Origin of the sequence: Leifsonia sp. Leaf264 (assembly GCF_001422325.1) — a bacterium.
Taxonomy (GTDB): Bacteria; Actinomycetota; Actinomycetes; order Actinomycetales; family Microbacteriaceae; genus Orlajensenia.
This window is the reverse complement of the sequence record NZ_LMMR01000001.1, coordinates 530,702-555,129: the sequence shown is the minus strand read 5'-3', so window position 1 is coordinate 555,129 and position 24,428 is coordinate 530,702. Positions and strand designations below refer to the sequence as shown.

The following is a 24,428-nucleotide window of genomic DNA, read 5'->3' as shown; positions in this document are numbered from 1 at the left end:
CGTTCTACACTGGAACCCATGAGCGAAACCTTCCGTGCGAGCATCGCCGACCCCGGTCAGCCCGGAGGCGGCACGTCCACCCTCGACCGTGAACTCGAGGAGCTGCTCGAGCAGGAGTCGATCGAACCCGGTGATCACGAGCGCTTCTCGCACTACGTGAAGAAGGAGAAGATCCTCGAGTCGGCCCTGTCCGGCAAGCCGGTGAAGGCGCTGTGCGGCAAGAAGTGGACGCCGGGGCGCGACCCGGAGAAGTTTCCGGTCTGCCCCACCTGCAAGGAGATCTACGAGAAGCTGAAGGCCGAGTAGGCCCGCTCGGCGTCGGGAGCAACGCTCCGCGCCGACCCGCGACTACGTTCGAGTCAGCGGTAGACCGTGGGGATGGCGGCTTCGCCGGCCCCGAGCCTGAACGCCTCGATCGGCAGCTCCTGCATCACGAGCGCGCGGTGCTCCCGCGCTGCGCGGGTGCCCTCGGCGCCGAGGAACGCGCGATCAGCGACCCCGTCCCGCATGAGGGTCGCCTGCAGCGGGCGCTCCCGCGACTCGTCCTGGGTGCCCTCGGGCTCGCCATCGGGGCCATCGCCCAAGTACACGATCTCCTCGCGCGCCGTGCGCGTCGAGTCGATCCGGCGCACGGCGGTCTTCCGGCCGCCGACGCTCACCTTCTCGGCGCTCGCCTTGGCGACGGAGACCCACTCCCCGTCATCGCCGCGCCGGGCGACGAGCTTGTAGACCATGCCGGCCGTGGGGGCGCCGGAACCCGTGGCCACGGAGGTGCCGACGCCGTAGGCGTCCACGGGTGACCCCGAGAGGGCTCCGATGAGGTATTCGTCCAGGTCGCTGGTGACGGTGATACGGGTGTTCACGGCACCGAGCCGATCGAGCTGGTCGCGAACCGACGCCACGACCGATGGCAGGTCGCCGGAGTCTATGCGCACGGCGCCCAGGCCTGTGCCGGCGACGCGCACGGCTGTCTCGACGCCCTTCTCGACGTCGTAGGTGTCGACGAGCAACGTCGTGCCGGCGCCGAGCGCCTCGACCTGGGCCCGGAACGCCGCCTCCTCGGTGTCGTGCAGCAGTGTGAACGAGTGCGCGGCCGTGCCCATGGTCGGAACGCCCCAGGTGCGACCCGCCTCGAGGTTGCTGGTCGCGCCGAAGCCCGCGATGTAGGCGGCACGCGCCGTGGCGACGGCGGCGTACTCGTTGGTGCGACGCGACCCCATCTCGGCGAGCGGGCGGCCCAGGGCGACAGACACCATGCGAGCGGCGGCGCTGGCCACGGCCGAGTCGGAGTTCAGGATGCTGAGGATCAGGGTCTCGAGGATGACGCCCTCGGCGAAGCTCGCATTGACGATGAACAGCGGCGAACCGGGGAAGTACGCCTCGCCCTCGCGATAGCCCCAGATGGTGCCGCTGAACCTGTAGTCCGCCAGCCAGTCGAGGGTCGACGGATGCACGACATCGGCGGCGCGCAGCCAGTCGAGTTCGGCATCCGTGAACCTGAAGCGTGTGATGGCCTCGAGCAGCCGCCCGGTTCCCGCGACGACGCCGTAGCGGCGTCCGGCGGGCAGGCGGCGCGCGAAGGCCTCGAACATCGACTCACGATGAGCCGTGCCGTCCCGGAGGGCGGCGTCGAGCATGGTGAGTTCGTAGCGGTCGGTGAGGAGCGCAGAGGAGCCGGTCACGAAAGATCACCCTATCCCGCACGACTAAGCTTGCACGTCGTGACGGATGCGCCGATTGGAATCTTCGACTCGGGCGTGGGCGGCCTCACGGTGGCCCGCGCGGTGAAGGACGCGCTGCCGAACGAGTCGATCCTCTACATCGGCGACCTCGAACATTCCCCGTATGGTCCGAAGAAGATCGCCGACGTGCGCGGCTACGCCCTCGACGTCCTCGACGACCTGGTCGACCAGGGCGTCAAGATGCTGGTGATCGCCTGCAACACCGCATCCGCCGCCATGCTCCGCGATGCCCGCGAGCGCTACAGCGTTCCCGTCGTCGAGGTCATCCAGCCGGCTGTGCGCCGTGCCGTGGCCGCGACCCAGAACCGCCGGGTCGGCGTGATCGGCACCGCGGGAACCATCAACTCGCGCGCCTACGAGGACGCCTTCGCCGCCGCTCCCGACCTCCAGCTGTTCACGGCGGCATGTCCGCGTTTCGTCGAGTTCGTCGAGTCGGGCGTGACGACAGGCGCCGAAGTGCTGGCCGTGGCCGAGGAGTACCTCGCACCCCTTCGCGACGCCGACATCGACACCCTGGTGCTCGGCTGCACGCACTACCCGTTCCTCCGCGGCGCGATCTCCTACGTGATGGGGGAGAAGACCACCCTCGTCTCCAGCGACACCGAGACCGCCAACGACGTCTACAGGGTGCTCGTCTCCCAGCGGCTCGAGCGAACGGCGACGACCCCGCCCAGCTACCACTACGAGGCGACGGGCCCGAGTGTCAGCGCCTTCCTCGACCTGGCCCACCGACTCATCGGCCGCGACATCGACGCCGTCGACCTCGTGCAGACCGGAACCATGCACATCATCCGCTGACCGGCCCGCCGGGGCGCCCGCCTCGGCTGCCGCATCCGTTCGATCCCACAGACAGGAATCCACCGTGACAGACCTCATCCGCGTCGACGGCCGCGCCGCCGACGACCTGCGCCCCATCACCATCGAGCGAGGCTGGAGCGACCAGGCGGAAGGCAGCGCGCTCATCTCGTTCGGACGCACCAAGGTGCTCTGCACGGCGTCCTTCACCAACGGCGTTCCGCGCTGGATGTCCGGCAAGGGCAAGGGCTGGGTGACGGCCGAGTACTCGATGCTGCCGCGCTCGACGAACAGCCGCATGGACCGCGAATCGGTCAAGGGGAAGATCGGCGGCCGCACCCACGAGATCAGCCGCCTCATCGGCCGCAGCCTCCGCGCCGTCGTCGACATGAAGGCCCTCGGCGAGAACACCCTCGTCATCGACTGCGATGTTCTCCAGGCGGATGGCGGCACCCGCACGGCCGCGATCACCGGTGCGTACGTGGCCATGGTCGACGCCATCGAATGGGGTCGCCAGCACAAGTTCATCGGCCAGAAGGCCAAGCCGCTGATCGACAGCGTCTCAGCCGTCTCGGTCGGCATCATCGACGGCGTCCCCATGCTCGACCTGGCCTACACCGAGGACGTGCGAGCCGAGACCGACATGAACATCGTCGTCACCGGACGCGGGCTGTTCGTCGAGGTGCAGGGAACCGCTGAGGGAGCGCCGTTCGACCGGCGCGAGCTCGATGCCCTCCTCGACCTCGGTGTCGCCGGGGGTGCCACGCTGCGGGATCTGCAGACGGCGGCTCTTGCCGACGCCGACGACGCGGCATCCGTCACCGCCTGATGTCCCTCGAGGTGGTGCTGGCCACGCACAACCAGCACAAGGTGGAGGAGTTCCAGCGCATCCTCGGAGCAGCCATGCCGTCGATCACTGTCGTGGCCTACGACGGTCCCGAGCCCGTGGAAGACGGCCTGACCTTCGCCGAGAACGCCCTCATCAAGGCGCGAGCCGCAGCGGCGCACACCGGTCTCGTAGCCCTCGCCGACGACTCCGGCATCTGCGTCGACGTCCTGGGCGGCGCGCCCGGCATCTTCTCGGCACGGTGGGCCGGTGGGCGCGACAGCGCCGACAACCTCGCGCTGCTGCTCGCGCAGGTGAGCGACATCGCCGATCCGCATCGTGGCGCGCACTTCACCTGTGCCATCGCGATCGTGGCTCCGGATGCCGCGGGCCGGCCGGGGTTCGAGGAGGTGGCGTCGGGCGAGTGGCCGGGGCGTCTGGCCTCTGCGGCATCCGGTGCCCACGGCTTCGGCTACGACCCGATCTTCGTGCCGGACGGCCACGACATGTCGGCGGCGGAACTGGCGCCCGAGGTGAAGAACGCCGAGAGCCACCGGGCCCGCGCGTTCACCGCTGCGATCCCGGTCCTGCAGCGCCTGGTCTGACGCTTCGCCGTCGGCGGGTGGATCGGGCCCTGCTGATAACGATTCCCGGAGTCGTTCCCAACTGCGCGGAAGCGTCCGATCGGGCGGGTTTCCGGCCTACCCTTGAAGAGCCATGGCCCACGATCACGCCCACCGGAGCTCGAACAGGTCCCGACTGCTCATTGTCATCGGGATCGTCTCCGTCGTGCTCGTCGCCGAGGTGGTCGGCGCAGTCGTCAGCGGGTCGCTGGCGCTGTTCGCCGATGCCGGACACATGCTCTCCGACCTCACGGGCCTCGTCGTGGCACTGGTCGCCGCCATCGTGGCCGCGCGGCCGGCATCCGAACGGCAGACCTACGGCTACCAGCGTGCCGAGGTGTTCGGGGCGCTCATCAACGCTCTCATCCTGATCGTCGTGGCGCTGTTCGTCGGCATCGAAGCCGTTCGCCGCCTGGTCGAGCCCGGAGCGGCCGAGGTGCAGGGCGGCCTGATGCTGATCGTCGCCGGCATCGGCCTGGTCGCGAACGTGATCGCGTTCCTCGTTCTGCGCCGTGGTGACACGACGTCGCTGAACATGCGCGGGGCAGCCCTGGAGGTGCTCGGCGACCTTCTCGGCTCCATCGCGGTGATCGTGGCCGGCATCGTGATCATCGCCACGGGATTCTCGGCGGCGGATGCGATCGCGTCGCTGCTGATCGCCGTCATGATCGTGCCGCGGGCGGCGTCGTTGCTGCGCGACGTCGTGCGGGTGCTGAGCCAGTCGGTCCCCGTCGACACCAGCGTGGCCGAGATCCGCGAGCACATCCTCGGAACCGACGGCGTCGTCGACGTGCACGACGTTCACGTCTGGGCGATCACCTCGGGGGAGTACGTGTTCAGCGCACACGTGGTGGTCGAGCCCGACGCCCTCGCGGGGGAGCGGGCCGGATGCCTGCTCGACGAGCTCAGCGACTGCCTCGCGCACCACTTCGACGTGGAGCATTCCACGTTCCAGCTCGAGCCTGCCGAGCACGCGGCGCACGAGCAGCCGCATCACGCGTAGCGGCATCCTCGCGCCGCCGCACGTCGACCGTGCGATGCGGCGGGAGCCTAGACGCCGTCGGGGCGGTGCTCGAACACGTCGGGATCGAGGGCGAGGTGGGCGGCCTCGTCGGCATCGGTCACCACGTCTTCTCCGGCTTGCGCCGCTCTCTTGGCCTCGCGCGCCGAGTGGACGTAGTGCCACAGGGTGGGGATCAATGTGATGACGACGGCTCCGAGCAGGATGAGGTCGATGTACTCCTGCACGAAGTTCGCGACCGGCGGGATGTAGCCCAGCAGGTAGCCGAAGTAGGTGAGGCCGGCACCCCAGATGAAGGCGCCGATGAAGTTGTAGAGCGAGTACCTGCGGTAGTTCATGTGACCGACGCCGGCCGCCACCGGCGCGAAGGTGCGCACGATCGGCACGAAGCGGGCCAGGATGACGGCGAGGGCGCCGAAGCGGGTGAAGAAGGCGTTCGTGCGTTCGACGTTCTTGACGCTGAACAGGCCGGATTCCTTCTTCTCGAAGACCCGTGGGCCGAGCTTGTGCCCGATCAGGTAGCCGACCTCGCCGCCGAGGAATGCCGCGAAGCCGATGGCCAGGCAGACCCACCAGATGTCGACGCCGAACACCAGCGACGTGTGCGTGAGAAGGCCGGAGATCACGAGAAGGGTGTCGCCGGGGAGCAGGAATCCGACGAGGAGACCGGTCTCCGCGAACACTATCGCGCACACCACCACGAGGGCCCAAGGGCCTGCGCCGGCGATGATGGTCTCGGGGTCGAGCCAAGGGATCAGGGCGGTGTGCATGCGCCGCAGTCTACTGGGCCGAGGAGACGTCAGCCTGAGCAGAAGCTGCGCGGTCGGCGCGTTCCAGACGCCACGCGCGAATGCCCGCTATGACGGATGCCGTGATGAAGACGCCGGCGATCACGTAGGCCAGGACCTTCACGCCGGGGATGGATGCGGCGTAGTAACCGATCACGGTGATCCCGACGCCCCAGGCGAGCGCGCCGACGATGTTCGCGGTGACGAAGCGGGCGTAGCCCATCCGTCCCACGCCGGCGATCACCGGCACGAAGACGCGCCCCCACGGGATGAACCGGGCGATGACCACCGACCACCAGCCGAACGTGCGGTAGAAGTGCTCGGTGCGGGTGATGACCCGCTGCATCCGAGGCCCACCCCGTCTGTCGAGGTACGGTCGCCCGTATCTGCGCCCCAGGAGGAAGCCGACCTGGTCGCCGAGGAAGGCGGCGATGCCCACGCCGATGGCGAGCACCCAGATGTCGATTCCCGATGCCCCGGCCGCGATGATGCCCGAGGCGAAGAGCAGGGAGTCACCCGTGATGAACGGCACGAAGACACCGACGAACAGGGCGGTGCCGGCGAAGACGAGGCCCCACACGACGAGGTAGAAGACCACGACGCCGACCTGGCCGAGCAGGTCGGAGAGCTGGCCGTCGAGCGCCGCCGTGCGGAGCACGAGCTCAGCCTCCGAGCGCGTCGAAGACGGCGCTGTTGAAGTCGAAGGCGGCGTCGGCCTCGTTCACGAATGCGTCGACCTCGGCGGCATCGAAGCCGAGGGCGTTGAGGTTCTCGCGGTAGGCGCGCTTGTAGAGCACGATGTCGTCGATCTCGGTGAATCTGAAGAAGCTCAACTGCTCGGGGGAGGCGTCGTAGTGACGCGCGACCAGGCGGGCGATGGCCTGCCCACCCGACAGATCTCCGAGGTAGCGGGTGTAATGGTGTGCCAGGTAGCGCGGGAGGTCGTCGGGCGCGATGGCGCGCAGGTCGTCGGCGTAGGCCGCCGTCGCGGGGAGCGCAGGGTGGTCGGTGCGCCAGGCCGAGGTGCCCAGGGCGGCGAGGTCGCTCTCCATCGCCGCGAAGCGATCGAGCCTGTGAGCGTCGATGATCGCCGGGTCGCCGGTCTGCGACGGGCGGGATTCGAGCGCCTCGTAGATCCACGCCAGCTGGGCGAGGTAACGCGTGTAGGCGGCGAGATCGAGCTCGCCCTTCATGAGAGCCGTGATGAACGGCTTGCTCTCGGCGGACCTGTGGGCGTCCATCGTTCGCTCGCGGACGATGGCGGCGACATCCGTCGCGTCGACAGTGAGGTTAGGCATACCTAAGACAATATCGGACGCGAGCTTCCGTGTCTCACCCCGAAACGGGCATCGGCGTGGCGCAGTTCTCAGCGATGCACCTGACACCGCAGCCGCGGCCGGGCGCTGCGGGCCCGTGGAGGCACAGTGCGGAAGGTGGGACTCGAACCCACACGCTAAAAGCACAGGAACCTAAATCCTGCGTGTCTGCCAATTCCACCACTCCCGCTGGTGCCGTCCCAGTGTAAAGGTCCTCGCCCTGTGGACAGTTCCTGCGACCGCCGGAGCGGCCGCGGCACGATGAACGGATGACCGAGGCGGTTCGCACCATCACCGAGCACGTGCGAGCCCGGGTGCGCGACGACGGCGTCGATCTGGCGACGGACGCCGCTCTCGCCGAGCGTTACGCCCGCGACGCCCTGCGTGACTACGTCGAGCGCTCGATCGGCGGGGCCGGCCCTCTGATCACCGACGAGGAGCAGGCGACGCGCGAGGTCATCGCGTCGCTCACCGGGTTCGGCCCGCTGCAGCCCTACCTCGACGACCCGACCATCGAGGAGATCTGGCTCAACTCGCCGACGAGGGTCTTCGTCGCCCGCAACGGCGTCCCCGAACTGACGCCGACGGTGCTGACCGAGAGCACCGTTCGCGACCTGGTGGAACGGATGCTGCAGTCCAGCGGCCGCCGTGTCGACTTGTCGAGCCCGTTCGTCGACGCATCGTTGCCCGACGGGTCCAGGCTCCACGTTGTGATCCCCGACATCACGCAGAGGCACTGGGCCGTGAACATCCGCAAGTTCACCCGTCGCCTCCGCGACCTCGGACGTCTGGTGCAGTTGGGCTCCCTGTCGCTGCAGTCCGCCGAGTTCCTCCGGATGTGCGTTCTGGCCGACCAGAACATCCTCGTCTCCGGCCCGACTCAGGCGGGAAAGACGACGCTCCTCGGCGCTCTGCTGTCGAGTGCCCGGCGCGACGAGCGCATCGTGACGGTGGAGGAGACCTTCGAACTCGACATCGACGCCCGCGACATCGTCGCCATGCAGTGCCGTCAGTCGAGCATCGAGGGAACCGGCGAGATCACGCTGCGACGTCTCATCAAGGAGGCCCTGCGGATGCGCCCGGACCGCCTGGTGGTCGGCGAGGTGCGCGAGGCCGAGAGCCTCGATCTGCTCATTGCCCTGAACAGCGGACTGCCCGGCATGTGCAGCATCCACGCCAACAGTGCCCGCGACGCACTGGCCAAGCTATGCACCCTGCCGCTGCTGGCCGGGCGCAACATCGACGCGGCCTTCGTCGTTCCCACTGTCGCGGCGTGTGTCGACATCGTCGTGCAGTGCGAGATCGACCGCTCCGGCGCACGCCGGGTGACCGAGATCGTCGCGCTCAGCGGGGCCGTGTCGGGATCGGTGGTCGAGGCGAGTCCGCTGTTCCAGGTGCGCGACGGTCTCCTGCAGGCGACGGGTGGCCATCCGCTCAAGCTCGCCAAGTTCCGAGCGGCGGGCCTCGATCCCTCCATCGTGCTCGCCCGGAACGCGGCATGATCTCGGCCCAGGCCGTCGCCGTGGCCTGCGTGGCCGGTGCCGGCGTGCTCCTGGTGGTGTCGCCCTGGCTGTGGCCGCGATCGGCCGAGCGCGTTCCCCGGTCCGACACCGCCGGGCAACGGATGCGCACCCGACTCGCTCTCGCCGGGTTGGGCGGAGTGCCGCCGGTGGCGCTCCTGCTCCTCTCCGTCCTCGCCGGCCTCGCCGCCGCCGGCCTCCTGCAGTCCGTGGTCGGAGTCGCCGCACTGTCCATCGCCGCCGGACTCGTCGGCTTCTGCGCTCCGGCGCTCGTCGTGACGCTCCGCGCACGGGCACGCCGGGTGGCCAACCGCGCTGTCTGGCCCGACGTCGTCGATCATCTGCTGTCGGCCGTGCGCGCCGGGATCGCGCTGCCCGACGCCGTGGCGTCGCTGGCGCAGTCCGGGCCGGCCGGAACCCGGGCGAGCTTCTCAGCGTTCGAGCGGGAATACCGGGCCACGGGCAACTTCTCCCACTCCATCGATCAGCTGAAGGAGGACCTCGCCGACCCGGTCGCCGACAGGCTTCTCGAGACGCTGCGGATGGCCCGCGAGGTCGGCGCCGGCGATCTCGGCGAGGTGCTGCGCTCCCTGGCCGCCTACCTGCGTGAAGACGCCGTGGTGCGGGCCGAACTGAGGGCCCGCCAGTCTTGGATCGTGAATGCGGCCCGACTCGGCGTCGTCGCGCCGTGGATCGTGCTGCTGATGCTGGCCACCCGTCCGGAGGGGGCCGCCGCCTACAACTCCCCGGCCGGAGCCGTGCTCATAGTGCTGGGACTCCTCGTGTCCGTGCTCGCCTACCTGCTCATGATCCGCGTCGGGCGCCTGCCCGAGGAACAGCGTTGGTTCCGATGACTGTGGATAAGTCAGGCGTGGTGCACTCGGAGGAGGCCATGATGCCGCAATGACCGGCGTCGATGCGGTGGTGGGCCGGCGGAGCAGCCGATGAGCGCGCCGCAGGCATTGTCCCTCGTCTTCGGCTGTACCTTGGGGCTCGGCCTCTGGTCGCTGGCGGCCATGCTCCCGAGCCTCCGCCGACCTCGTCTCGCCGATCGCATAGCGCCCTACATCCTGGATGTGTCGCCGGCCGCGCGCGAGCACGTCCGACGACGCACCGTCGACCCGCTGCCCGTGATCGGAACCCTTGCCGCCCCGGTGATCGGCGCCTTCTCCACTCTCCTGTCGCGCCTGTTCGGGGGACCGGAGACCGCTGGCCTGCGGCTTCGGCAGGCCGGATCCGCGGCATCCGTCGAGAGATTCCGTGCCGAGCAGGTGATCTGGGCCCTGTTGGGCACTGCTGTCGGCATCGTCGTGGTCCTCGTCTCCGGCACACGACTGCCTCCGGCGCTCGCCGTGGTCGTGCCGGTGCTCGGCGCGTTCTCGGGCGCGGCGTTGCGCGACCAGATGCTGCGTCGAGTGGCCTCGGCACGGATCTCGCGGATGACCGATGAACTGCCGACGGTCCTCGAGTTCCTCACGCTCAGCCTGTCGGCCGGTGAGGGCATCCACGATGCCCTGCGCCGCGTGGCCAGGACGAGCTCGGGCGAACTGGCCGGGGAGTTCGCCGGGGTGCTCTCGCACGTCGGCGCCGGGGTCCCGCTCGCTCGTGCGCTCGAGGAACTCTCCACCGGACTGCGGATGCCACCGCTGAGTCGTGCGATCGAGCAGATCACTGCGGCCATCGAACGGGGAACTCCGCTGGCCGGCGTCCTGCGGGCGCAGGCGCAGGACGCGCGCGGTGAAGCCAGGAACAGGCTTCTCGAACGCGCCGGTCGGAACGAGATCGCGATGCTCATTCCGCTGGTGTTCCTCATTCTGCCGCTCACGGTGGTGATCGCGATCTTCCCCGGACTGTTCGTACTTCAGGCGGGTTTCTAGGTGACTGATGACAGGAGAGGTGAGGCGATGACGACTCGGATGCTGAGTGCAGCCATGGCGCTGCGGTGGCGACTGGTGCAGGAGCGAGACGATGAGCGTGGCGACGTGCCCGGCTGGGTGCTCATCACATTGATGACGGCCGGACTGGTCATCCTGATCTGGGCGCTGGCGGGCCCCGCGCTGACCGGCGTGTTCCAGGACGCGATCGACCGCGTCTCCGACTTCTGAGCGCACGGGTGACAGCCAGGCCGACCATGTTCGGGCGGATGCTGCACTCGGTGCTGCGTGACCAGCGGGGCTCGGCGGTCGTCGAGTTCACGCTGGTATCGGTGCTGCTCACGACGCTCGCCCTCGCGGTCGTGCAGCTGGCGTTGGCGCTGCACGTGCGCAACACCGTGCTCGACGCCGCGGCGGAGGGCGCCCGATTCGCGGCGCTGGCCGACAACACGTTGGCCGACGGCGAGGAGCGCACCCGCCTGCTCATCACGACAGCCCTCGGTGGCGACTACGCCAGGCACGTCACCGGCAGCTACGGGAACTACGCCGGATTCTCGAGCGCCGAGGTGCACGTCACGACGCCGCTGCCACTCGCCGGCCTGCTCGGCCCGGACCGTGCGATGGAGGTGGTCGGCCGTGCCGCTGTCGAGAGTGCGCCGTGAGCCCGCTGAGCCCGCCGAGCGCCCTGAGCCGGCTGAGTCGGCTGCGCGTCTGGCCGACGAGTCGGGGTCCGCGTCGCTGGAGTTCATCACGGTGGGGCTCATCCTGCTCGTGCCCCTCGTGTATGTCGTGCTCGCGGTGTCGGCCATCCAGTCGGCGTCCCTCGCCGCCGAGGGCGTCGCCCGCCAGTCGGCCCGCGTGTACGTGCAGTCGGCCACAGTGGACGAGGGCCGCGCCGGTGTCGACAGGGCGCTCGCGGTCGGTCTCGCCGACTACGGGCTGGCGACGGCGGTCCCGTCCGTCGGAATCGCCTGCGATGATCCGACCAACGGATGCCTCTCCCGAGGGAACTCCGTCACCATCACGGTGCGACTGCAGGTCGCACTTCCCCTGGTGCCCGACGTGCTCGCGCTTCGCGATGTCGTCAGCGTGCCGCTCGAGGCGCAGGCCACGCAGACCGTGTCGCGGTTCTGGGGAGCCGCCGGATGACCCGGCCCGCCGGGCGCCTGCGAGCGGTGCTGCGCGACGAGGGCGGCTCGACCCTGCCTCTCGCGATCTTCTTCATGTTCCTCGCGGTCGTCGTGATCCTCGGAGTGATGGGCGCTACCAGCCTGTACATCGAGCGGAAGCGCCTGCTGACTCTTGCCGACGGCGCGGCGCTCGCCGGTGCCGAGGCGTTCGAGCTCACCGCCGTGACGCCGACCGAGGCCGGGCTCCGCGTCACCCTCGACTCGGCTGACGTCGGTGCTGCAGCCGCCGATTATCTCTCCGAGGCGCCGCACGGGTCGCTCGAGGGGATCAGGCTCGAGTCCGCGGGGTCGCCCGACGGTCGCAGTGCCGAGGTCGCGCTGTCGGCCTGGTGGCGGCCTCCGGTGCTCGTGCTGGTGCTGCCCGACGGCATCCGCCTCGACGTGACATCGACGGCCCGGTCCGTGTTCGGCTGAACCTGATTCTGAGTCTGGGCCTGCGCGCCGGCTCCGATGCCGTACCGGCTGCTAGTCGATCGCGGCCGCACCGGCGCCGCGAGGACGCCGGGGCACGTAGCGCGGCACGTAGCGTCCGAGGACGGCGGCACCGATCAGCCCGAGCATGCCCATCACGCCGGCGGCTGCCGAGATCGAGACGACAGCCGTGATGCCGGCGACGGCGAGTGGGGCGGCCGCCCCGCCGAGGTCGCCAGTGAATCGCCAGGCGCCGAGGAACGGAGCCGGGTTGGCCGGCGGGGCGAGATCGGCTCCGAGGGTCATCAGGATGCCGCTTCCGATGCCGTTCGCGAGCGACAGGAACATCGCGATGCCGACGAACCACTGCACGTTCGTGGGCAGGTCGTGGGTGAAGGCGAGAACCAGGTGGCCGAGTCCGAGGCCGATCATCGACGGCAGGGCGCTCCAGAGCCTGCCGAAGCGATCCATGATCTGTCCGCTGGCATAGAACAGGGCGAAGTCGATGGCACCGGCGAGGCCGATGATGATGGCGGTGTCGCGCTCCGAGATGCCGATCGAGAGCGCCCACAGCGGCAGGATGACCGTGCGGCTGGCCCGGAGGGCGCCGATCAGGCCGGCGCCGGTGCCGAGGCGCAGCAGCACGGCGCGGTTGTCCCACAGGGTGCGGCCGAGACCGTGCGACTCCTCGGCGGCGAGCTCCTCACCCGGCGTGCGGGAGCCGCCGTCGGGTACCGGCACCCGCTCGGCCCGGCCGAACATGGTCTCGGGGTCGGGGAGCACGAGCAGGACCACGACGGCGCCGAGGCACGCCGTGATGAACACCCAGAACACGATCTGGGTGTCGTCGATGACATGGAGCAGTGCTGCCGACAGCAGTGGGCCGATGAACCACCCGGCGCGGAAGATGCCGCCGAGGGTCGACAGCGCTCGTGCACGGTAGCGCTGCGGCACGTAGCTGGTCATGAAGGCGTGCCTGGCGAGGGCGAACACGGCCGTGGCGATGCCGATGAGGAAGATCCCGATGCCGAGCATCCACGGGGTCGTGGCCACGAGGCAGAGGATCGTCGCCGCGATGGCGAGGACGGCGCCACCGATCATGGCCGTGCGCTCTCCGATGCGACTCACGATCCAGCCGCTCGGGATGTCGCCCACGAGTTCGCCGAGCATCACCATGGAGGCGATGAGGCCGGCCACGGCGAGCGTGGCGCCGAGGTTGTTCGCCACCGTCGGGATGAGCGGGATGATGGCGCCTTCACCCACCGAGAATAGGAACGTCGGCAGGTAGGCGGCGAGGGCGACGGAGCGGAGGGAGAAGGGGCGCTCGGTTTCCGTCATGACCATTCCACCCTATGCCTGCGCTGCCAGCCGCGGGTCGCCGCCGCCTCGGCCACGTTCCCCGGTGCCGAACTGCCCACTTCCGCTGGTCACGGGTGGCCGGCACTGGCGGAAGTGGGCAGTTCGAGGCGACGGCCCACGCCGGTAGGCTGGCTGCAACATGATTGACCTTGATCTCTCTGAACAGATCGCCGCGTTGCGCGTCACCTTCGGTGACATCAGCTCCGTCGTCGATGTCGAAGCCCTCCGCACCGAGATCGACCGCCTCAGCGAGGAGGCCGGCGTTCCCGACCTGTGGGATGACACAGTGAACGCGCAGCGCGTCACGAGCGCCCTCAGCCACCGGCAGAGCGAGCTGGCGAAGATGACCAGCGTCGCCTCACGGCTCGATGATCTCGAGGTGCTCATCGAGCTGGCCAACGAGGCGGGCGACGAGGAGAGCGCCGAGGAGGCGCGCGTCGAACTGGTGAACCTGCAGAAGGTCATCGGCGAGCTCGAGGTGCAGACTCTCCTCGACGGCGAGTGGGATTCCTACCCGGCCGTCATCACGATCCGTTCGGGAGCCGGGGGAGTGGATGCCGCCGACTTCGCCGAGATGCTCTTCCGCATGTACCTGCGCTGGGCCGAGAAGCACAAGTACCCCGTCACCGTCATGGACACGTCCTACGCGGAGGAGGCCGGCATCAAGTCGGCGACCTTCGAGGTGTCGGCGCCCTATTCCTTCGGCACCCTCAGCGTCGAGGCCGGCACGCATCGCCTCGTGCGGATGAGCCCCTTCGGCGCGGCCGGCAAGCGCCAGACCAGCTTCGCGGCCGTCGAGGTCATCCCGCTCATGGAGGAGGCCGGCGAGGTCGAGATCCCCGAGAACGACATCCGCGTCGACGTCTTCCGCTCCAGCGGTCCCGGCGGCCAGTCGGTGAACACCACGGACTCCGCCGTGCGCATCACGCACCTTCCCACCGGCACCGTCGTCTCGATGCAGAACGAGAAGAGCCAGATCCAGAACCGAGCCGCCGCCATGCGCGTGCTGCAGTCGCGACTGCTCCTGCTGCAGAAGGAGGCTGAAGCCGCACAGAAGAAGGAACTCGCCGGCGTCATCACGGCCAGCTGGGGCGACCAGATGCGCTCCTACGTGCTCGCGCCGTACCAGATGGTCAAGGACCTGCGCACGGACTACGAGGAGGGCAACCCCTCGAAGGTGTTCGACGGAGAGATCGACGGCTTCATCGGTGCCGGCATCCGGTGGCGCAAGCAGAAGACCGACGACTAGGTCCGAGGACTGAGCGAGTCGCTAGCCACATTGCGGCATCCTCTGCTTAGCATCGAGTGAAATGATCCGCTTCGACAACGTCTCCAAGAAGTACCCGGGCACCAGCAGGCCGGCGCTGAACAGCATCGACCTCGAGATCCTTCGGGGCGAATTCGTGTTCCTCGTCGGAGCCTCGGGCTCCGGCAAGTCCAGCTGCCTCCGCCTGATGCTCAAGGAGGAGAAGCCCAGCACGGGATCCATCCACGTGCTCGGCCAAGACCTGGGCTCCATCTCGAACCGCAAGGTTCCCTACTTCCGGCGCAATCTGGGCGTGGTCTTCCAGGACTTCCGACTGCTGCCGAACAAGACCGTGGCCGCCAACGTCGCGTTCACCCTCCAGGTGATCGGCAAGTCCCGCGGCTTCATCCAGGAGGCAGTGCCTGACACGCTCAAGATGGTCGGCCTCGAGGGCAAGGCGCAGCGACTTCCGCACGAGCTCTCGGGCGGTGAGCAGCAGCGCGTCGCCATCGCGCGCGCCATCGTGAACAAGCCGCAGGTGCTCCTCGCCGACGAGCCGACGGGAAACCTCGACCCCGTGACCAGCGCCGGGATCATGACCCTGCTCGAGCGCATCAACGCCTCAGGCACCACCATCGTCATGGCCACGCACGAGGCCGGCATCGTCGACCAGATGAAGCGTCGCGTGATCGAGCTCTCGGCCGGCAACATCGTCCGTGACGAGCGTCGCGGAGGCTACGGCGCCACCACGGCGATCCCCGTCGTGGCCGAGACCGCTGACGCGTCGACCCGGACCGGCGAGGCCCCCGTCGTCGCGGCCGGGACGGCATCCGTCACCGCAGGTGGCATCGCGGTCGAGCAGGCACCGGCCGCAGCGGCCCCCAAGGTGCCGACCTCGGTCATGGAGAACGCGCAGCCGCTCTACATCGAGCCCGAGGTGACGGATGACGTGACGGATGCCGCAGCAGCCATCACCGCGGCCGCCACGAGCTCCATCCCGGTGGTGCCCGTCGAGCCGCCGCCCACGACGATGTCGCGTCCGGTGCTTCCGGTCACGGCCGAGAACGACGTACCCGAGCAGCTGACCCTGGCCGAGAAGCTCGGACTCCGGGCGCCGGGAGCACCCTCGAACGACACCGGTGAGCAGGAAGTTGGGCCGACCCGATGAGACTCGGTCTCGTACTCACTGAGGCCGCGAACGGCCTGCGACGGAACGCGTCGATGGTGGTCTCCGTCGTGCTCGTCACGTTCATCTCCCTCACTTTCGTCGGCACGGCGATCCTCATGCAGATGCAGATCGGCCAGATGAAGGACTACTGGTACGACCGCGCCCAGGTGGCGGTCTACATGTGCACCGACATCTCGGGGTCCTCCAATGAGAACTGCGTCGGCGGTGAGGCGAACGAGGAGCAGCTCGCCGCCGTCAAGGCCGAGCTCGACGGCCCCACCCTGTCGCCGTTCATCAAGAAGTTCTACTTCGAGGATCACGACCAGGCCTACGAGAACTTCCAGAAGCAGTTCAAGGACAACCCCGTCTCGGCGTACGTCACTCCCGACCAGCTCAACCAGACCTACTGGGTGAACCTCAAGGACGTGACCCAGGCCGACGTGCTCGTCGAGAGCCTGTCGGCACTGCCGGGCGTCGAGGCCGTGACCGACCAGCGCAGTTATCTCGACCAGATCTTCGCCGTGCTGAACGCGGCCAGTTTCACGGCCATCGCCATCGCCGCGATCATGCTCGTGGCGGCTGCACTGCTCATCGCGACGACCATCCGCCTGTCGGCGTACTCGCGCCGCAGGGAGCTCGGCATCATGCGTCTCGTCGGCGCGTCGAACCGGTTCATCCAGACGCCGTTCATCCTCGAGGGCATCTTCGCCGCCCTCATCGGCTCGCTGCTCGCCGGCGGTGCCATCTGGGCGATCGTGCACTTCTTCATCCAGGGCTGGCTGAAGGACCGCCTGCAGCTGACGTCGTTCGTGACGGAGAGCAGTGCACTGGTGGTGGCACCGATCCTGCTGCTCGTCGGCATCGTGCTGGCGGCGTTCTCGGCCAACTTCGCGATCACGCGGTACCTCAAGGTCTAGGCACTGTCCGAGGGGCGCGGGTCAGCGGGTCGACGACGACCGGATGCCCCTGCGCGCGTTCCGGGCCCGCTGGCCCGGTTCGCGCGCGATCGCCTGCTGGTCGCATCCGTCGCACTGCTCGCTGTGACCCTGCTCGCGACGGCCGGCCTGCAGAGCGCGGCGGCGACGGCGCTGCAGGCGACCCTCGACGCCCACTGGCGCGGCGCCTACGACATCCTCGTCACCTCGAAGAAGGCGGCGAGCGATGATCTGATGTCGCCCAATGCCTTGATCGGCGATGACGAACGGATGCCGCTCGACCTGCTCGCGCGCATTCGGGGCATCGACGGGGTCGCGGTGGCAGCACCGATCAGCCAACTGGTGGTGCCATCGTCCAACTTCGGTCAGATCAGTCTCGCCGCGCCTGTCGACACCTCCAAGCGCGAGCTCGACCCGCAGCGCTATCGGCTGCGTGTGCAGTACCTGACCGATGACGGCCTCGGCCAGCGCCTCGCCTTCGCCAGGACGTACAGACTCACCCTCGACCAGACCGATGCTCCCCGCGACATCGCCGTCGACCGCAGCGCGTACGACGACTCGAGCGGATGCACCACCCAGGTCGGCGACATCACCGTGGACTGCACGTACGTCTATCCCGAGACCGAGCCGCGCTTCACCGCGGTGGTGCAGCCGGAGTCGCCGGATCTCGCCGATATGGGATCGAACATGTCGAACACTCTCGTCGACGGCGAGGTGCAGGTTCCGATCCCGTCGATCGCCCTGCCGCCGAGCAGGATCACCCTTGTCGACCCCGTGGCCGAGCAGGCGTTGCTCGGCGCCGGAGGCGGGTTCCTCGATCCGCTCGTCGGTGTCGGACCCGGCGCACCGCGCTCGATCGACGAGATCTCCGACTGGATGGCGACACAGCCGACGACGGACTTCTCTGCGACGGTCGCCTCGGCGGCGGAACAGCAGCAGGCCAGCCTCGACGGCTTCGAGGCCAGTGATCTGTACCGCAAGTACGTCGCCGAGAAGCTCAAGCGCGGCGAGACCCCGCTGCCGGTCGAGGACGTGTATCCCGCGGGCCGCTATCTTCCGGTGATCGTCGCCCCCAGCACCGATGTGCCGCTCACCATTCGCATCGAGGTGGAGGGCATGGGCCCCGGGACCATGCCCGACATCGCTGCGATGGGCTGGATGGACCCGACGATCGACGACGCCGGTGTCGCCGGAGTTCCGCTCGGCACCATCTCGGCCGATGCGCGGCAGCTCCTCGATCCATTCTCGACGCAGCTGTTCACCATGCCCTGGCTCGGCTCGACGTCCGCGACGCCCGAGAACGGCCCAGCGGGATTCATCGGCGGCTGGTTCGGCCAGGCTGCCCGTTCCTCGCCGGCCCGCCCGACGATGAAGGACGGCGTGCGAACGCTCGAGTCCACCGGTTATCTCGGCAATGACGTGCAGGACTATTGGGGCGGCGACCCGAGTGTCTGGGTGAAGCGCGGCCCCGGAACGGCGACGGGATCGCAGTCGACGTACTCGACCGTGCAGACCGAGCAGGTGGTGCAGGACTTCGATGGTGGCGGCAGCTCCTTCCTCCCTGTCGGCGGCTTCGACGCCGATGACCTGGTCGCCGCGGAGGACCCGCTGTCGTATGTGCCGCTCGGCGCCTACGACCCGGCCGGGATGACACTCGTCGCGGATGCATCCGGCGCCGCGACAGGTCCGACCGAGCTGAAGCCGCTGGCCGGCGGACTCGGCCTCGTCGGCGCCCGCACCACGGCGATCGCCGACATCGCAGCGGTGTCGAGCGCACTGCAGACCCCCACGATGGACGCCGTGCGCGTGCGGGTCGCCGGTGTCGACCGCTACGACGGCGCCGGCATCGCCGCTGTGGGTGCAGTCGCCGACGAGATCGAGAAGCTCGGGCTCTCCGCCACCATCGTCGCCGGGTCGAGCCCGCAGACCGTCCGGATGGCTGTCGACGGCTATGCCTTCGGAACGACGGATGCCGCCGGTGTGCAGAAGGTCGGGGCGCTGGGCACCGTCGAGCAGCAGTGGTCGGCGCTGGGAGCGGCCGCCAAGCTCGGCACGAGCGTCTCGGAGGCGACACTCGCCCTGCTCGCCACGGTGATCGCCGCCACTCTCGCGTTGTTCGCGGTCGGTTCGCTGTCGGGCAGAGGCACGCGCCGCTCGGAGTCCGCGACCCTGCGCACCGTGGGCTGGACCCGTGGCCGCATCATGCGTTGGCTGCTCGCCGAGCAATGGCCGGCCGTGGTCGCCGTTCTGCTCGCCGGCGGGCTCGCGGTACTGCTCGCAGCCGATGATGCCCTCGTGCTCTCGACCACCGCATCCGTGGTGCTCGGCGTGCTCGTGATCGCCGTGCTTCGTGCCGTCACAGGCTCGAAGGGGCAGCGCGTGCGTCTCGCCACGAGCGACGAGCTGCACCGGGATCACCCGGCGGATCGGCCGGAGGTGCGCTGGACCAGCGCACCCTCCGCGGAGATCCACGGCGGCTACGGCCTGCCATCCGAGGTGCCCGATGCGCCTCAGGCTCCGGATGCCGCTGCCGGCGTCGCCGACGGGATACAGCGCGTGGGCCGGCGCACCCGGCGCCTGCGCCTCGGTGCCGAGTCCCTCGTCGGCTTCGGCCTGCGTCTGGTGCGCGGCCACGTCGGCGGCTCGATCGGCAACGCGGCAGCTGTGCTCATCGTGATGGCCACGACGGCCTGCTTCGTGCTCAGCATCGACCTCGGCCGGACGGCGGCAGGCACCAGCCTCCTCGCGCAGTTCGGAACCGCCCAGGCTCTCGTGCCGCAGGTCCTGCTCGGTCTCGTGGGAGTCGCGACCGGAGCGCTGCTGACCGTGCTCGTCAAGGCGCAGACGCTGCAGCGCCGAAGCCGGGCGCGCGCCGTGCTGCGCGAGCTCGGCTGGGTCGGCAGCGACATCCGCCGCGCTGAACGCGCGGAGGTGCTGTACGTGGGAGTACCGGCCGCGCTGCTCGGCTGCTACCTGCTCTGGTTCTCCCTCTATGCCGCCGGGCTCGACGGCATCGACACTGCGGTCTCCGCAGCCCTCGTCTCCGGGCTCGCCGTCGTGGGGATCCTGCTCGCCACCACCAGGAAGGCCACCCCGACGCCATGAGTGCAGCCCTCGAGTTCGACGACGTCACGGTCGCCTACGCCCGCCAGAACGCGGCACCGCTGGTTCTCGTCTCCGGATGCGACATCACAGTGCGCCCCGGCCGGCTGCACTGCGTCGCCGGTCGCAGTGGCTCGGGCAAGACCAGCGTGCTGCGCGTCGCTGCAGGCCTCGTCGCGCCGAGCGAGGGGCGGGTGCTCTGGGACGGCCTCGACCTCGCCGGCCTGGCCGACGACGCCGTGACGCGACTGCGGCGCGAGCGCGTCGGCTTCCTCGATCAGTCGGGGGCGCTGATCGACGGCATGAGCGTTCTCGAGAACGTGATGGTGCCGGCCGTTCCGGCGCGGCGTGTACGCGAACTGGGGGAGAGGGCCATCGGCCTGCTCGACAGGGTCGGCATCGCCGACAGGGCGTCGGCTCGTCCGGCCGAACTCTCCGGCGGAGAACGCCAGCGCGCGGCCCTGGCCCGCGCCCTGCTCCTCTCTCCGCAGTTGCTCATCGTCGACGAGCCGACGGCCGGGCTCGACCGGGCGACCGCTGACGACATCATCGAGCTGCTCGTCGCGCAGCGCGACGCCGACGTCGCCGTGTTGGTCGCCTCGCACGACCCGCACCTCATCGACGCGGCGGATGCGCGCACGCATCTGGCGTGACGACGGCGAGGCCAGCCGGCCGACGCCGGCCGATGCGCGAGTGCGGCCCGCGGCATCCGTTAGACTGAACGGCTGCCCGAGCAACGGGCATACCAGCAGACATCCACCGAGGAGGAGGAATCATGCCGAAGGAACGCGGAGAGAACGTCGTCGCGACGAACCGCAAGGCGCGCCACGACTACCTCATCGGTGAGACCTACGAGGCCGGCCTCGTGCTGACGGGCACCGAGGTCAAGTCGCTGCGCGCAGGGCGTGCGTCACTCGTCGACGGCTACGCCTTCATCGAGGGCGGCGAGATGTGGCTCGACGCCGTGCACATCCCCGAATACAGCCAGGGCACCTGGACGAACCACCCGCCGCGACGCAAGCGCAAGATGCTGCTGCACAAGGCCGAGATCATCAAGATCAGCCACAAGACCAAGGAGGGCGGCTACACGCTCGTCCCCCTGAAGATCTACTTCTCCGACGGCCGCGCCAAGGTGGAGATCGCCGTGGCCAAGGGCAAGAAGGACTACGACAAGCGCCAGGCGCTGCGCGAGCGCCAGGACAAGCGCGAATCCGATCGGGCGATCTCGAGTCGCAAGCACCTGGGGGAGTAGAGCATGCCGGCGAACGAGGCCATCCGGGTACCCGGCACCTACAACCTGCGCGATGTCGGGGGATACCCGGCGAGGGACGGCGTCGTACGCTCCGGCGTGCTGCTGCGCTCCGACGGCCTCGGCCGCCTCGACGACAGCGGTCGGGACGCCCTCCGCGCCCTCGACGTTCACACCATCATCGACCTGCGTGACGGTTTCGAGAGCACCTCGATGCCGGATGCGATCGACGGCCTCGACATCGACACGGTCTCGCTTCCGGTGTTCGAGGGCTCCGGGGCCTCGCACACGGAGAAGACGATCACGCTGGAGGCGCTGTACGAGCGCATAGTCACGCAGCACGCGCCGGTCGTGATCGAGGCGATCCGCACGATCGCCCGGCATCGCGACGGCGCCGTGCTCGTGCACTGCACAGCCGGCAAGGATCGCACCGGCGTCATCGTGGCTCTCGCGCTTCTCGCCGTCGGCGTCGACCGCGGTCTCGTGATCGAGGACTATGCGGCCACCGAGGCGAACCTCGCGGGCGAGTGGCTCGAGGGCATGATCGCGATGATCGGCGAGTACGGGGTCTCAGACACCCCTGAACTGCGGATGCTGATGGGCGCGAGCCCTGCAGCCGCCCTAGAGGCGACCATCGACCTCATCGAACGCGATCACGGAACGGTGCGGCAGTACCTGCTCGAGTCCGGCCTCACCCTCGACGAGCTCGCCGACCTGGAGAAGGTGCTCGTCGACCGTCAGGCATAACCGCGCGAATTGCACTCGATCCACTGAAGTGCAAGAATGCACTACGTGACTGAGAGTGCAACTACGGGACTGCGTGAGCGGCGGATGGCGGAGACCCGTCGCGCCCTGTCGCAGGCGACGCGCACTCTCACCGCCGAGCACGGCCTGCACGGGTTCACGATCGAGCAGGTCTGCGAGAGGGTCGGCGTCTCCCGCCGCACCTTCTTCAACTACTTCGAGGCCAAGGAGCAGGCCATCGTCGGGCACCCACGCGAGTGGTTCGACGACGCCGCCGTCGACATGTTCCTGGCGATGCGACCACCCGGCGACGGCATCTCGGTCACGCTGTTCGATGACCTCGTCGCCCTCGAGATGGCGCACGTCGCCCAGCTCGCCCAGTCGCACCAGGAGCTCCGTGACCTCCTCGCCGCCATCGAGACCGAGCCGCAGCTCCTGCAGCGCATGATGAAGGCTGGGATGCTGCGCAACGACCAGCTGAGCGATCTGGTCGCGCGACGCGAAGGTCTGGAAGCCGGCGACCCCGTGGCATCCGTCGCGGTGCTCATCGTCACCACGCTGATGCATTCCTCGGCAGAGATCTACTTCACCCCCGAGAACACCCTCACCCTCGAGGAGATCGTCGCTCCGCGCGTCGCGGCGGCCCGGAACATCCTCGGCGGCACGGCCACCTCACAACGCTGATCGCGCATCACCACCCGCTCCACCCGTCGCGCCGTCCCCCCCCCCCCCCCCCGCTCTCCATCCACCGACCCCGTCAGAACCTCCACGAACAGGAACCGCATGTCCTCCCAGCCCACGGCATCCGTCGGCGCAGCCCCCGTCCTGCTCACGCAGAAGCGCATCTGGATCATCTTCTCGGCGCTCATCGCCGGAATGCTGCTGTCCAGCCTCGACCAGACCATCGTCTCGACAGCCATGCCGACGATCGTCGGCCAGCTCGGCGGCGTCGAGCACCAGGCCTGGATCACCACGGCCTACCTGCTCGCCACCACGATCGTCATGCCGATCTACGGCAAGTTCGGCGACGTGCTCGGTCGGCGCAACCTCTACCTGATCGCCATCGCCCTGTTCACGCTGGCGTCGGTGGGACTCGCCTTCTTCGCGACCGACTTCTGGACCTTCGTGGCACTCCGTGCCGTTCAGGGCCTCGGTGGCGGTGGCCTCATGATCCTCTCGCAGGCGATCATCGCCGACATCGTGCCGGCGAACCAGCGCGGCAAGTACATGGGTCCGCTCGGTGCGATCTTCGGTCTCTCGGCCGTCGCCGGACCGCTGCTCGGCGGCTACTTCGTCGACCACCTGACGTGGGAGTGGGCGTTCTACATCAACATCCCCGTCGGCATCGCCGCCTTCGCCATCGCCTGGTTCGCACTCACTCTGCCGACGAAGAAGGCCGAGAAGCGCATCGACGTCATGGGCGTGGTCTTCCTCTCCATCGCCACCACCTGCCTCATCTTCTTCAGCGACTTCGGCGGTTCGGCCCAGCACGGCTGGGACGTCATCGAGACCTGGGCGTGGGGCGTCGGCCTGCTGGCTGCGATCGCGGCGTTCATCTGGACCGAGGCCAAGGCCGACGACCCGATCATCCCGCTCTCGCTGTTCAAGAACCCGATCTTCATCAACGCCACGGCCATCGGCTTCACGCTCGGCCTCGGCATGTTCTCCGCCATAGCCTTCGTGCCGACCTTCCTGCAGATGTCGTCTGGCACCTCGGCAGCCGAGTCCGGCCTGCTCATGCTCCCGATGATGGCCGGCCTCATGGGCACGTCGATCTGGTCGGGAATCGCGATCAGCCGTTCCGGCCGCTACAAGATGTACCCGATCCTCGGAACCATCATCACCGGTATCGCGATGCTGGCGTTCACCACGCTGACGGCGGCCACGCCCATCTGGCTCATCTGCGTGTTCCTGTTCTTCTTCGGAGCCGGCCTCGGCCTCATCATGCAGGTCGTGGTGCTCGTCGTCCAGAACGCCGTGAGCCCCGACATGGTCGGAACCGCCACGAGCACGAACAACTACTTCCGCGAGGTGGGTGCCGCACTCGGCGTCGCCATCTTCGGAGCCATCTTCACCAACTCGCTCTCGAGCAAGCTGACGGATGTCTTCACCCAGGCCGGCGCCACCCCCGACCAGGCCGGCAACGCGACGGCCACGCTCGACCCGCAGGCCCTGAACGCGCTGCCGGACTCCGTGCGCGACGGCATCGTGAACGCCTACGCCGACTCGCTGGCTCCGGTGTTCTGGTACCTGATCCCCTTCATCGTCATCGCCCTCGTGTTCGCGATCTTCATGAAGCAGATCCCGTTGTCCGATGTCTCCGGCATGGTCGCGCGCGGTGAGGCGATCGGCGGCGAGGAGGCCGAACGCCTCGAGGCCGAGAGGTTGGAGTCCGAGCGCATCGAGCGCGCCGGGCGCGTCGCAGCGGGTGACGTGATCGACGCGAACGACGACGAACTGGAGTCCGAGCTGAAGTAGCGGGCTGGGTGCCCCGGCCGCGCGGACGCGCGGCCGGGGCA

The 24,428-nt window shown here is 68.9% G+C and carries 26 protein-coding genes and 1 tRNA gene; 21 read left to right on the top strand and 6 right to left on the bottom strand.

The genetic code is table 11. The annotated features are described in order from the left end of the window. Nucleotides 1–18 precede the first annotated feature (18 nt). A complete protein-coding gene (locus ASF30_RS02585; protein ID WP_055819602.1) occupies nucleotides 19–306 on the top strand; it encodes a DUF3039 domain-containing protein in 288 nt (95 codons plus the stop codon). A 53-nt stretch (nucleotides 307–359) separates the two neighbouring features. Here the strand turns inward: ASF30_RS02585 and ASF30_RS02580 are convergent, their stop codons facing one another. After that, nucleotides 360–1,682 carry a nicotinate phosphoribosyltransferase gene (locus ASF30_RS02580; RefSeq protein ID WP_082467388.1) on the bottom strand — a complete coding sequence of 441 codons (1,323 nt, stop codon included), beginning with the start codon at nucleotides 1,680–1,682 and terminating at the stop codon, nucleotides 360–362. A 39-nt stretch (nucleotides 1,683–1,721) separates the two neighbouring features. Here ASF30_RS02580 and murI point away from each other — a divergent pair, with 39 nt between their 5' ends. From murI to ASF30_RS02560, 4 genes are all read left to right on the top strand, one after another. Then, nucleotides 1,722–2,540 (top strand): glutamate racemase, encoded by an 819-nt coding sequence (gene murI / locus ASF30_RS02575; protein WP_055902410.1) that lies wholly within the window; start codon nucleotides 1,722–1,724, stop codon nucleotides 2,538–2,540. A gap of 64 nt (nucleotides 2,541–2,604) precedes the next feature. Then, the gene (gene rph / locus ASF30_RS02570) at nucleotides 2,605–3,366 is read left to right on the top strand and encodes a ribonuclease PH (protein WP_055901071.1); all 762 of its coding nucleotides are present in this window, start codon (nucleotides 2,605–2,607) and stop codon (nucleotides 3,364–3,366) included. After that, nucleotides 3,366–3,968, top strand: coding sequence for an RdgB/HAM1 family non-canonical purine NTP pyrophosphatase (gene rdgB, locus ASF30_RS02565; RefSeq protein WP_055901068.1), 603 nt, complete (start codon nucleotides 3,366–3,368; stop codon nucleotides 3,966–3,968). Before rph ends, rdgB begins: the two co-directional genes overlap by 1 nt. A gap of 112 nt (nucleotides 3,969–4,080) precedes the next feature. Next, nucleotides 4,081–4,989 (top strand): cation diffusion facilitator family transporter, encoded by a 909-nt coding sequence (locus ASF30_RS02560; RefSeq protein WP_055901065.1) that lies wholly within the window; start codon nucleotides 4,081–4,083, stop codon nucleotides 4,987–4,989. A gap of 47 nt (nucleotides 4,990–5,036) precedes the next feature. On the opposite strand, the gene ASF30_RS02555 is transcribed toward ASF30_RS02560, so the two are convergent. The 4 genes from ASF30_RS02555 to ASF30_RS02540 all read right to left on the bottom strand — a co-directional run bounded on the left by ASF30_RS02555 (nucleotide 5,037) and on the right by ASF30_RS02540 (nucleotide 7,301). Beyond that, complete coding sequence (locus tag ASF30_RS02555) at nucleotides 5,037–5,777, bottom strand: DedA family protein (protein ID WP_055901062.1); 741 nt, start codon at nucleotides 5,775–5,777, stop codon at nucleotides 5,037–5,039. Between the two features lie 10 nt (nucleotides 5,778–5,787). Next, nucleotides 5,788–6,453 (bottom strand): DedA family protein, encoded by a 666-nt coding sequence (locus ASF30_RS02550; RefSeq protein WP_055901059.1) that lies wholly within the window; start codon nucleotides 6,451–6,453, stop codon nucleotides 5,788–5,790. A gap of 4 nt (nucleotides 6,454–6,457) precedes the next feature. Further along, nucleotides 6,458–7,093, bottom strand: a complete 636-nt coding sequence (locus ASF30_RS02545) for a biliverdin-producing heme oxygenase (protein WP_055901056.1) — start codon at nucleotides 7,091–7,093, stop codon at nucleotides 6,458–6,460. 127 nt (nucleotides 7,094–7,220) lie between these two features. Next, nucleotides 7,221–7,301: transfer RNA gene (locus ASF30_RS02540), tRNA-Leu, on the bottom strand. Between the two features lie 79 nt (nucleotides 7,302–7,380). Here ASF30_RS02540 and ASF30_RS02535 point away from each other — a divergent pair. The 7 genes from ASF30_RS02535 (at nucleotide 7,381) to ASF30_RS02505 (ending at nucleotide 12,109) form a co-directional block, all read left to right on the top strand. Then, nucleotides 7,381–8,613, top strand: a complete 1,233-nt coding sequence (locus ASF30_RS02535; RefSeq protein WP_055901054.1) for a CpaF family protein — start codon at nucleotides 7,381–7,383, stop codon at nucleotides 8,611–8,613. Continuing rightward, nucleotides 8,610–9,485, top strand: coding sequence for a type II secretion system F family protein (locus ASF30_RS02530; protein WP_055901051.1), 876 nt, complete (start codon nucleotides 8,610–8,612; stop codon nucleotides 9,483–9,485). The genes ASF30_RS02535 and ASF30_RS02530 overlap by 4 nt, the downstream gene beginning before the upstream one ends. 90 nt (nucleotides 9,486–9,575) lie before the next feature. Continuing rightward, entirely contained in the window at nucleotides 9,576–10,508 is a 933-nt protein-coding gene (locus ASF30_RS02525; protein WP_055901048.1) for a type II secretion system F family protein, read from the top strand. Nucleotides 10,509–10,535: 27 nt separating this feature from the next. Then, the gene (locus ASF30_RS02520) at nucleotides 10,536–10,736 is read left to right on the top strand and encodes a hypothetical protein (protein ID WP_442914950.1); all 201 of its coding nucleotides are present in this window, start codon (nucleotides 10,536–10,538) and stop codon (nucleotides 10,734–10,736) included. 8 nt (nucleotides 10,737–10,744) lie between these two features. After that, nucleotides 10,745–11,167 carry a TadE/TadG family type IV pilus assembly protein gene (locus ASF30_RS02515; RefSeq protein WP_327063117.1) on the top strand — a complete coding sequence of 141 codons (423 nt, stop codon included), beginning with the start codon at nucleotides 10,745–10,747 and terminating at the stop codon, nucleotides 11,165–11,167. Continuing rightward, a complete protein-coding gene (locus ASF30_RS02510; protein ID WP_235480239.1) occupies nucleotides 11,142–11,654 on the top strand; it encodes a hypothetical protein in 513 nt (170 codons plus the stop codon). Before ASF30_RS02515 ends, ASF30_RS02510 begins: the two co-directional genes overlap by 26 nt. Continuing rightward, nucleotides 11,651–12,109, top strand: a complete 459-nt coding sequence (locus ASF30_RS02505) for a pilus assembly protein TadG-related protein (RefSeq protein ID WP_055901042.1) — start codon at nucleotides 11,651–11,653, stop codon at nucleotides 12,107–12,109. Before ASF30_RS02510 ends, ASF30_RS02505 begins: the two co-directional genes overlap by 4 nt. A 51-nt stretch (nucleotides 12,110–12,160) precedes the next feature. Here ASF30_RS02505 and ASF30_RS02500 read toward each other — a convergent pair whose 3' ends face one another. After that, nucleotides 12,161–13,444 carry an MFS transporter gene (locus ASF30_RS02500; protein ID WP_055901039.1) on the bottom strand — a complete coding sequence of 428 codons (1,284 nt, stop codon included), beginning with the start codon at nucleotides 13,442–13,444 and terminating at the stop codon, nucleotides 12,161–12,163. 160 nt (nucleotides 13,445–13,604) lie between these two features. Between ASF30_RS02500 and prfB the strand changes: the two genes are divergently transcribed. The 9 genes from prfB to ASF30_RS02455 all read left to right on the top strand — a co-directional run bounded on the left by prfB (nucleotide 13,605) and on the right by ASF30_RS02455 (nucleotide 24,387). Continuing rightward, nucleotides 13,605–14,714 carry a peptide chain release factor 2 gene (gene prfB / locus ASF30_RS02495; protein ID WP_055901036.1) on the top strand — a complete coding sequence of 370 codons (1,110 nt, stop codon included), beginning with the start codon at nucleotides 13,605–13,607 and terminating at the stop codon, nucleotides 14,712–14,714. Between the two features lie 61 nt (nucleotides 14,715–14,775). Then, on the top strand, nucleotides 14,776–15,879 hold the full coding sequence (ftsE, locus tag ASF30_RS02490) for a cell division ATP-binding protein FtsE (RefSeq protein WP_055901033.1): 1,104 nt from the start codon (nucleotides 14,776–14,778) through the stop codon (nucleotides 15,877–15,879). Further along, a complete protein-coding gene (ftsX, locus tag ASF30_RS02485) occupies nucleotides 15,876–16,796 on the top strand; it encodes a permease-like cell division protein FtsX (protein WP_055901030.1) in 921 nt (306 codons plus the stop codon). The genes ftsE and ftsX overlap by 4 nt, the downstream gene beginning before the upstream one ends. Nucleotides 16,797–16,919: 123 nt before the next feature. After that, nucleotides 16,920–19,919 (top strand): hypothetical protein, encoded by a 3,000-nt coding sequence (locus ASF30_RS02480; RefSeq protein ID WP_055901027.1) that lies wholly within the window; start codon nucleotides 16,920–16,922, stop codon nucleotides 19,917–19,919. After that, nucleotides 19,916–20,569 (top strand): ABC transporter ATP-binding protein, encoded by a 654-nt coding sequence (locus tag ASF30_RS02475; RefSeq protein ID WP_055901024.1) that lies wholly within the window; start codon nucleotides 19,916–19,918, stop codon nucleotides 20,567–20,569. The genes ASF30_RS02480 and ASF30_RS02475 overlap by 4 nt, the downstream gene beginning before the upstream one ends. A gap of 122 nt (nucleotides 20,570–20,691) precedes the next feature. After that, nucleotides 20,692–21,168 carry an SsrA-binding protein SmpB gene (smpB, locus tag ASF30_RS02470; protein ID WP_055819495.1) on the top strand — a complete coding sequence of 159 codons (477 nt, stop codon included), beginning with the start codon at nucleotides 20,692–20,694 and terminating at the stop codon, nucleotides 21,166–21,168. Between the two features lie 3 nt (nucleotides 21,169–21,171). Beyond that, on the top strand, nucleotides 21,172–21,912 hold the full coding sequence (locus ASF30_RS02465) for a tyrosine-protein phosphatase (RefSeq protein ID WP_055901021.1): 741 nt from the start codon (nucleotides 21,172–21,174) through the stop codon (nucleotides 21,910–21,912). 45 nt (nucleotides 21,913–21,957) lie between these two features. Then, a complete protein-coding gene (locus tag ASF30_RS02460; RefSeq protein WP_162240718.1) occupies nucleotides 21,958–22,593 on the top strand; it encodes a TetR/AcrR family transcriptional regulator in 636 nt (211 codons plus the stop codon). A gap of 99 nt (nucleotides 22,594–22,692) precedes the next feature. After that, on the top strand, nucleotides 22,693–24,387 hold the full coding sequence (locus ASF30_RS02455; protein ID WP_055901014.1) for an MDR family MFS transporter: 1,695 nt from the start codon (nucleotides 22,693–22,695) through the stop codon (nucleotides 24,385–24,387). Nucleotides 24,388–24,428 lie beyond the last annotated feature (41 nt).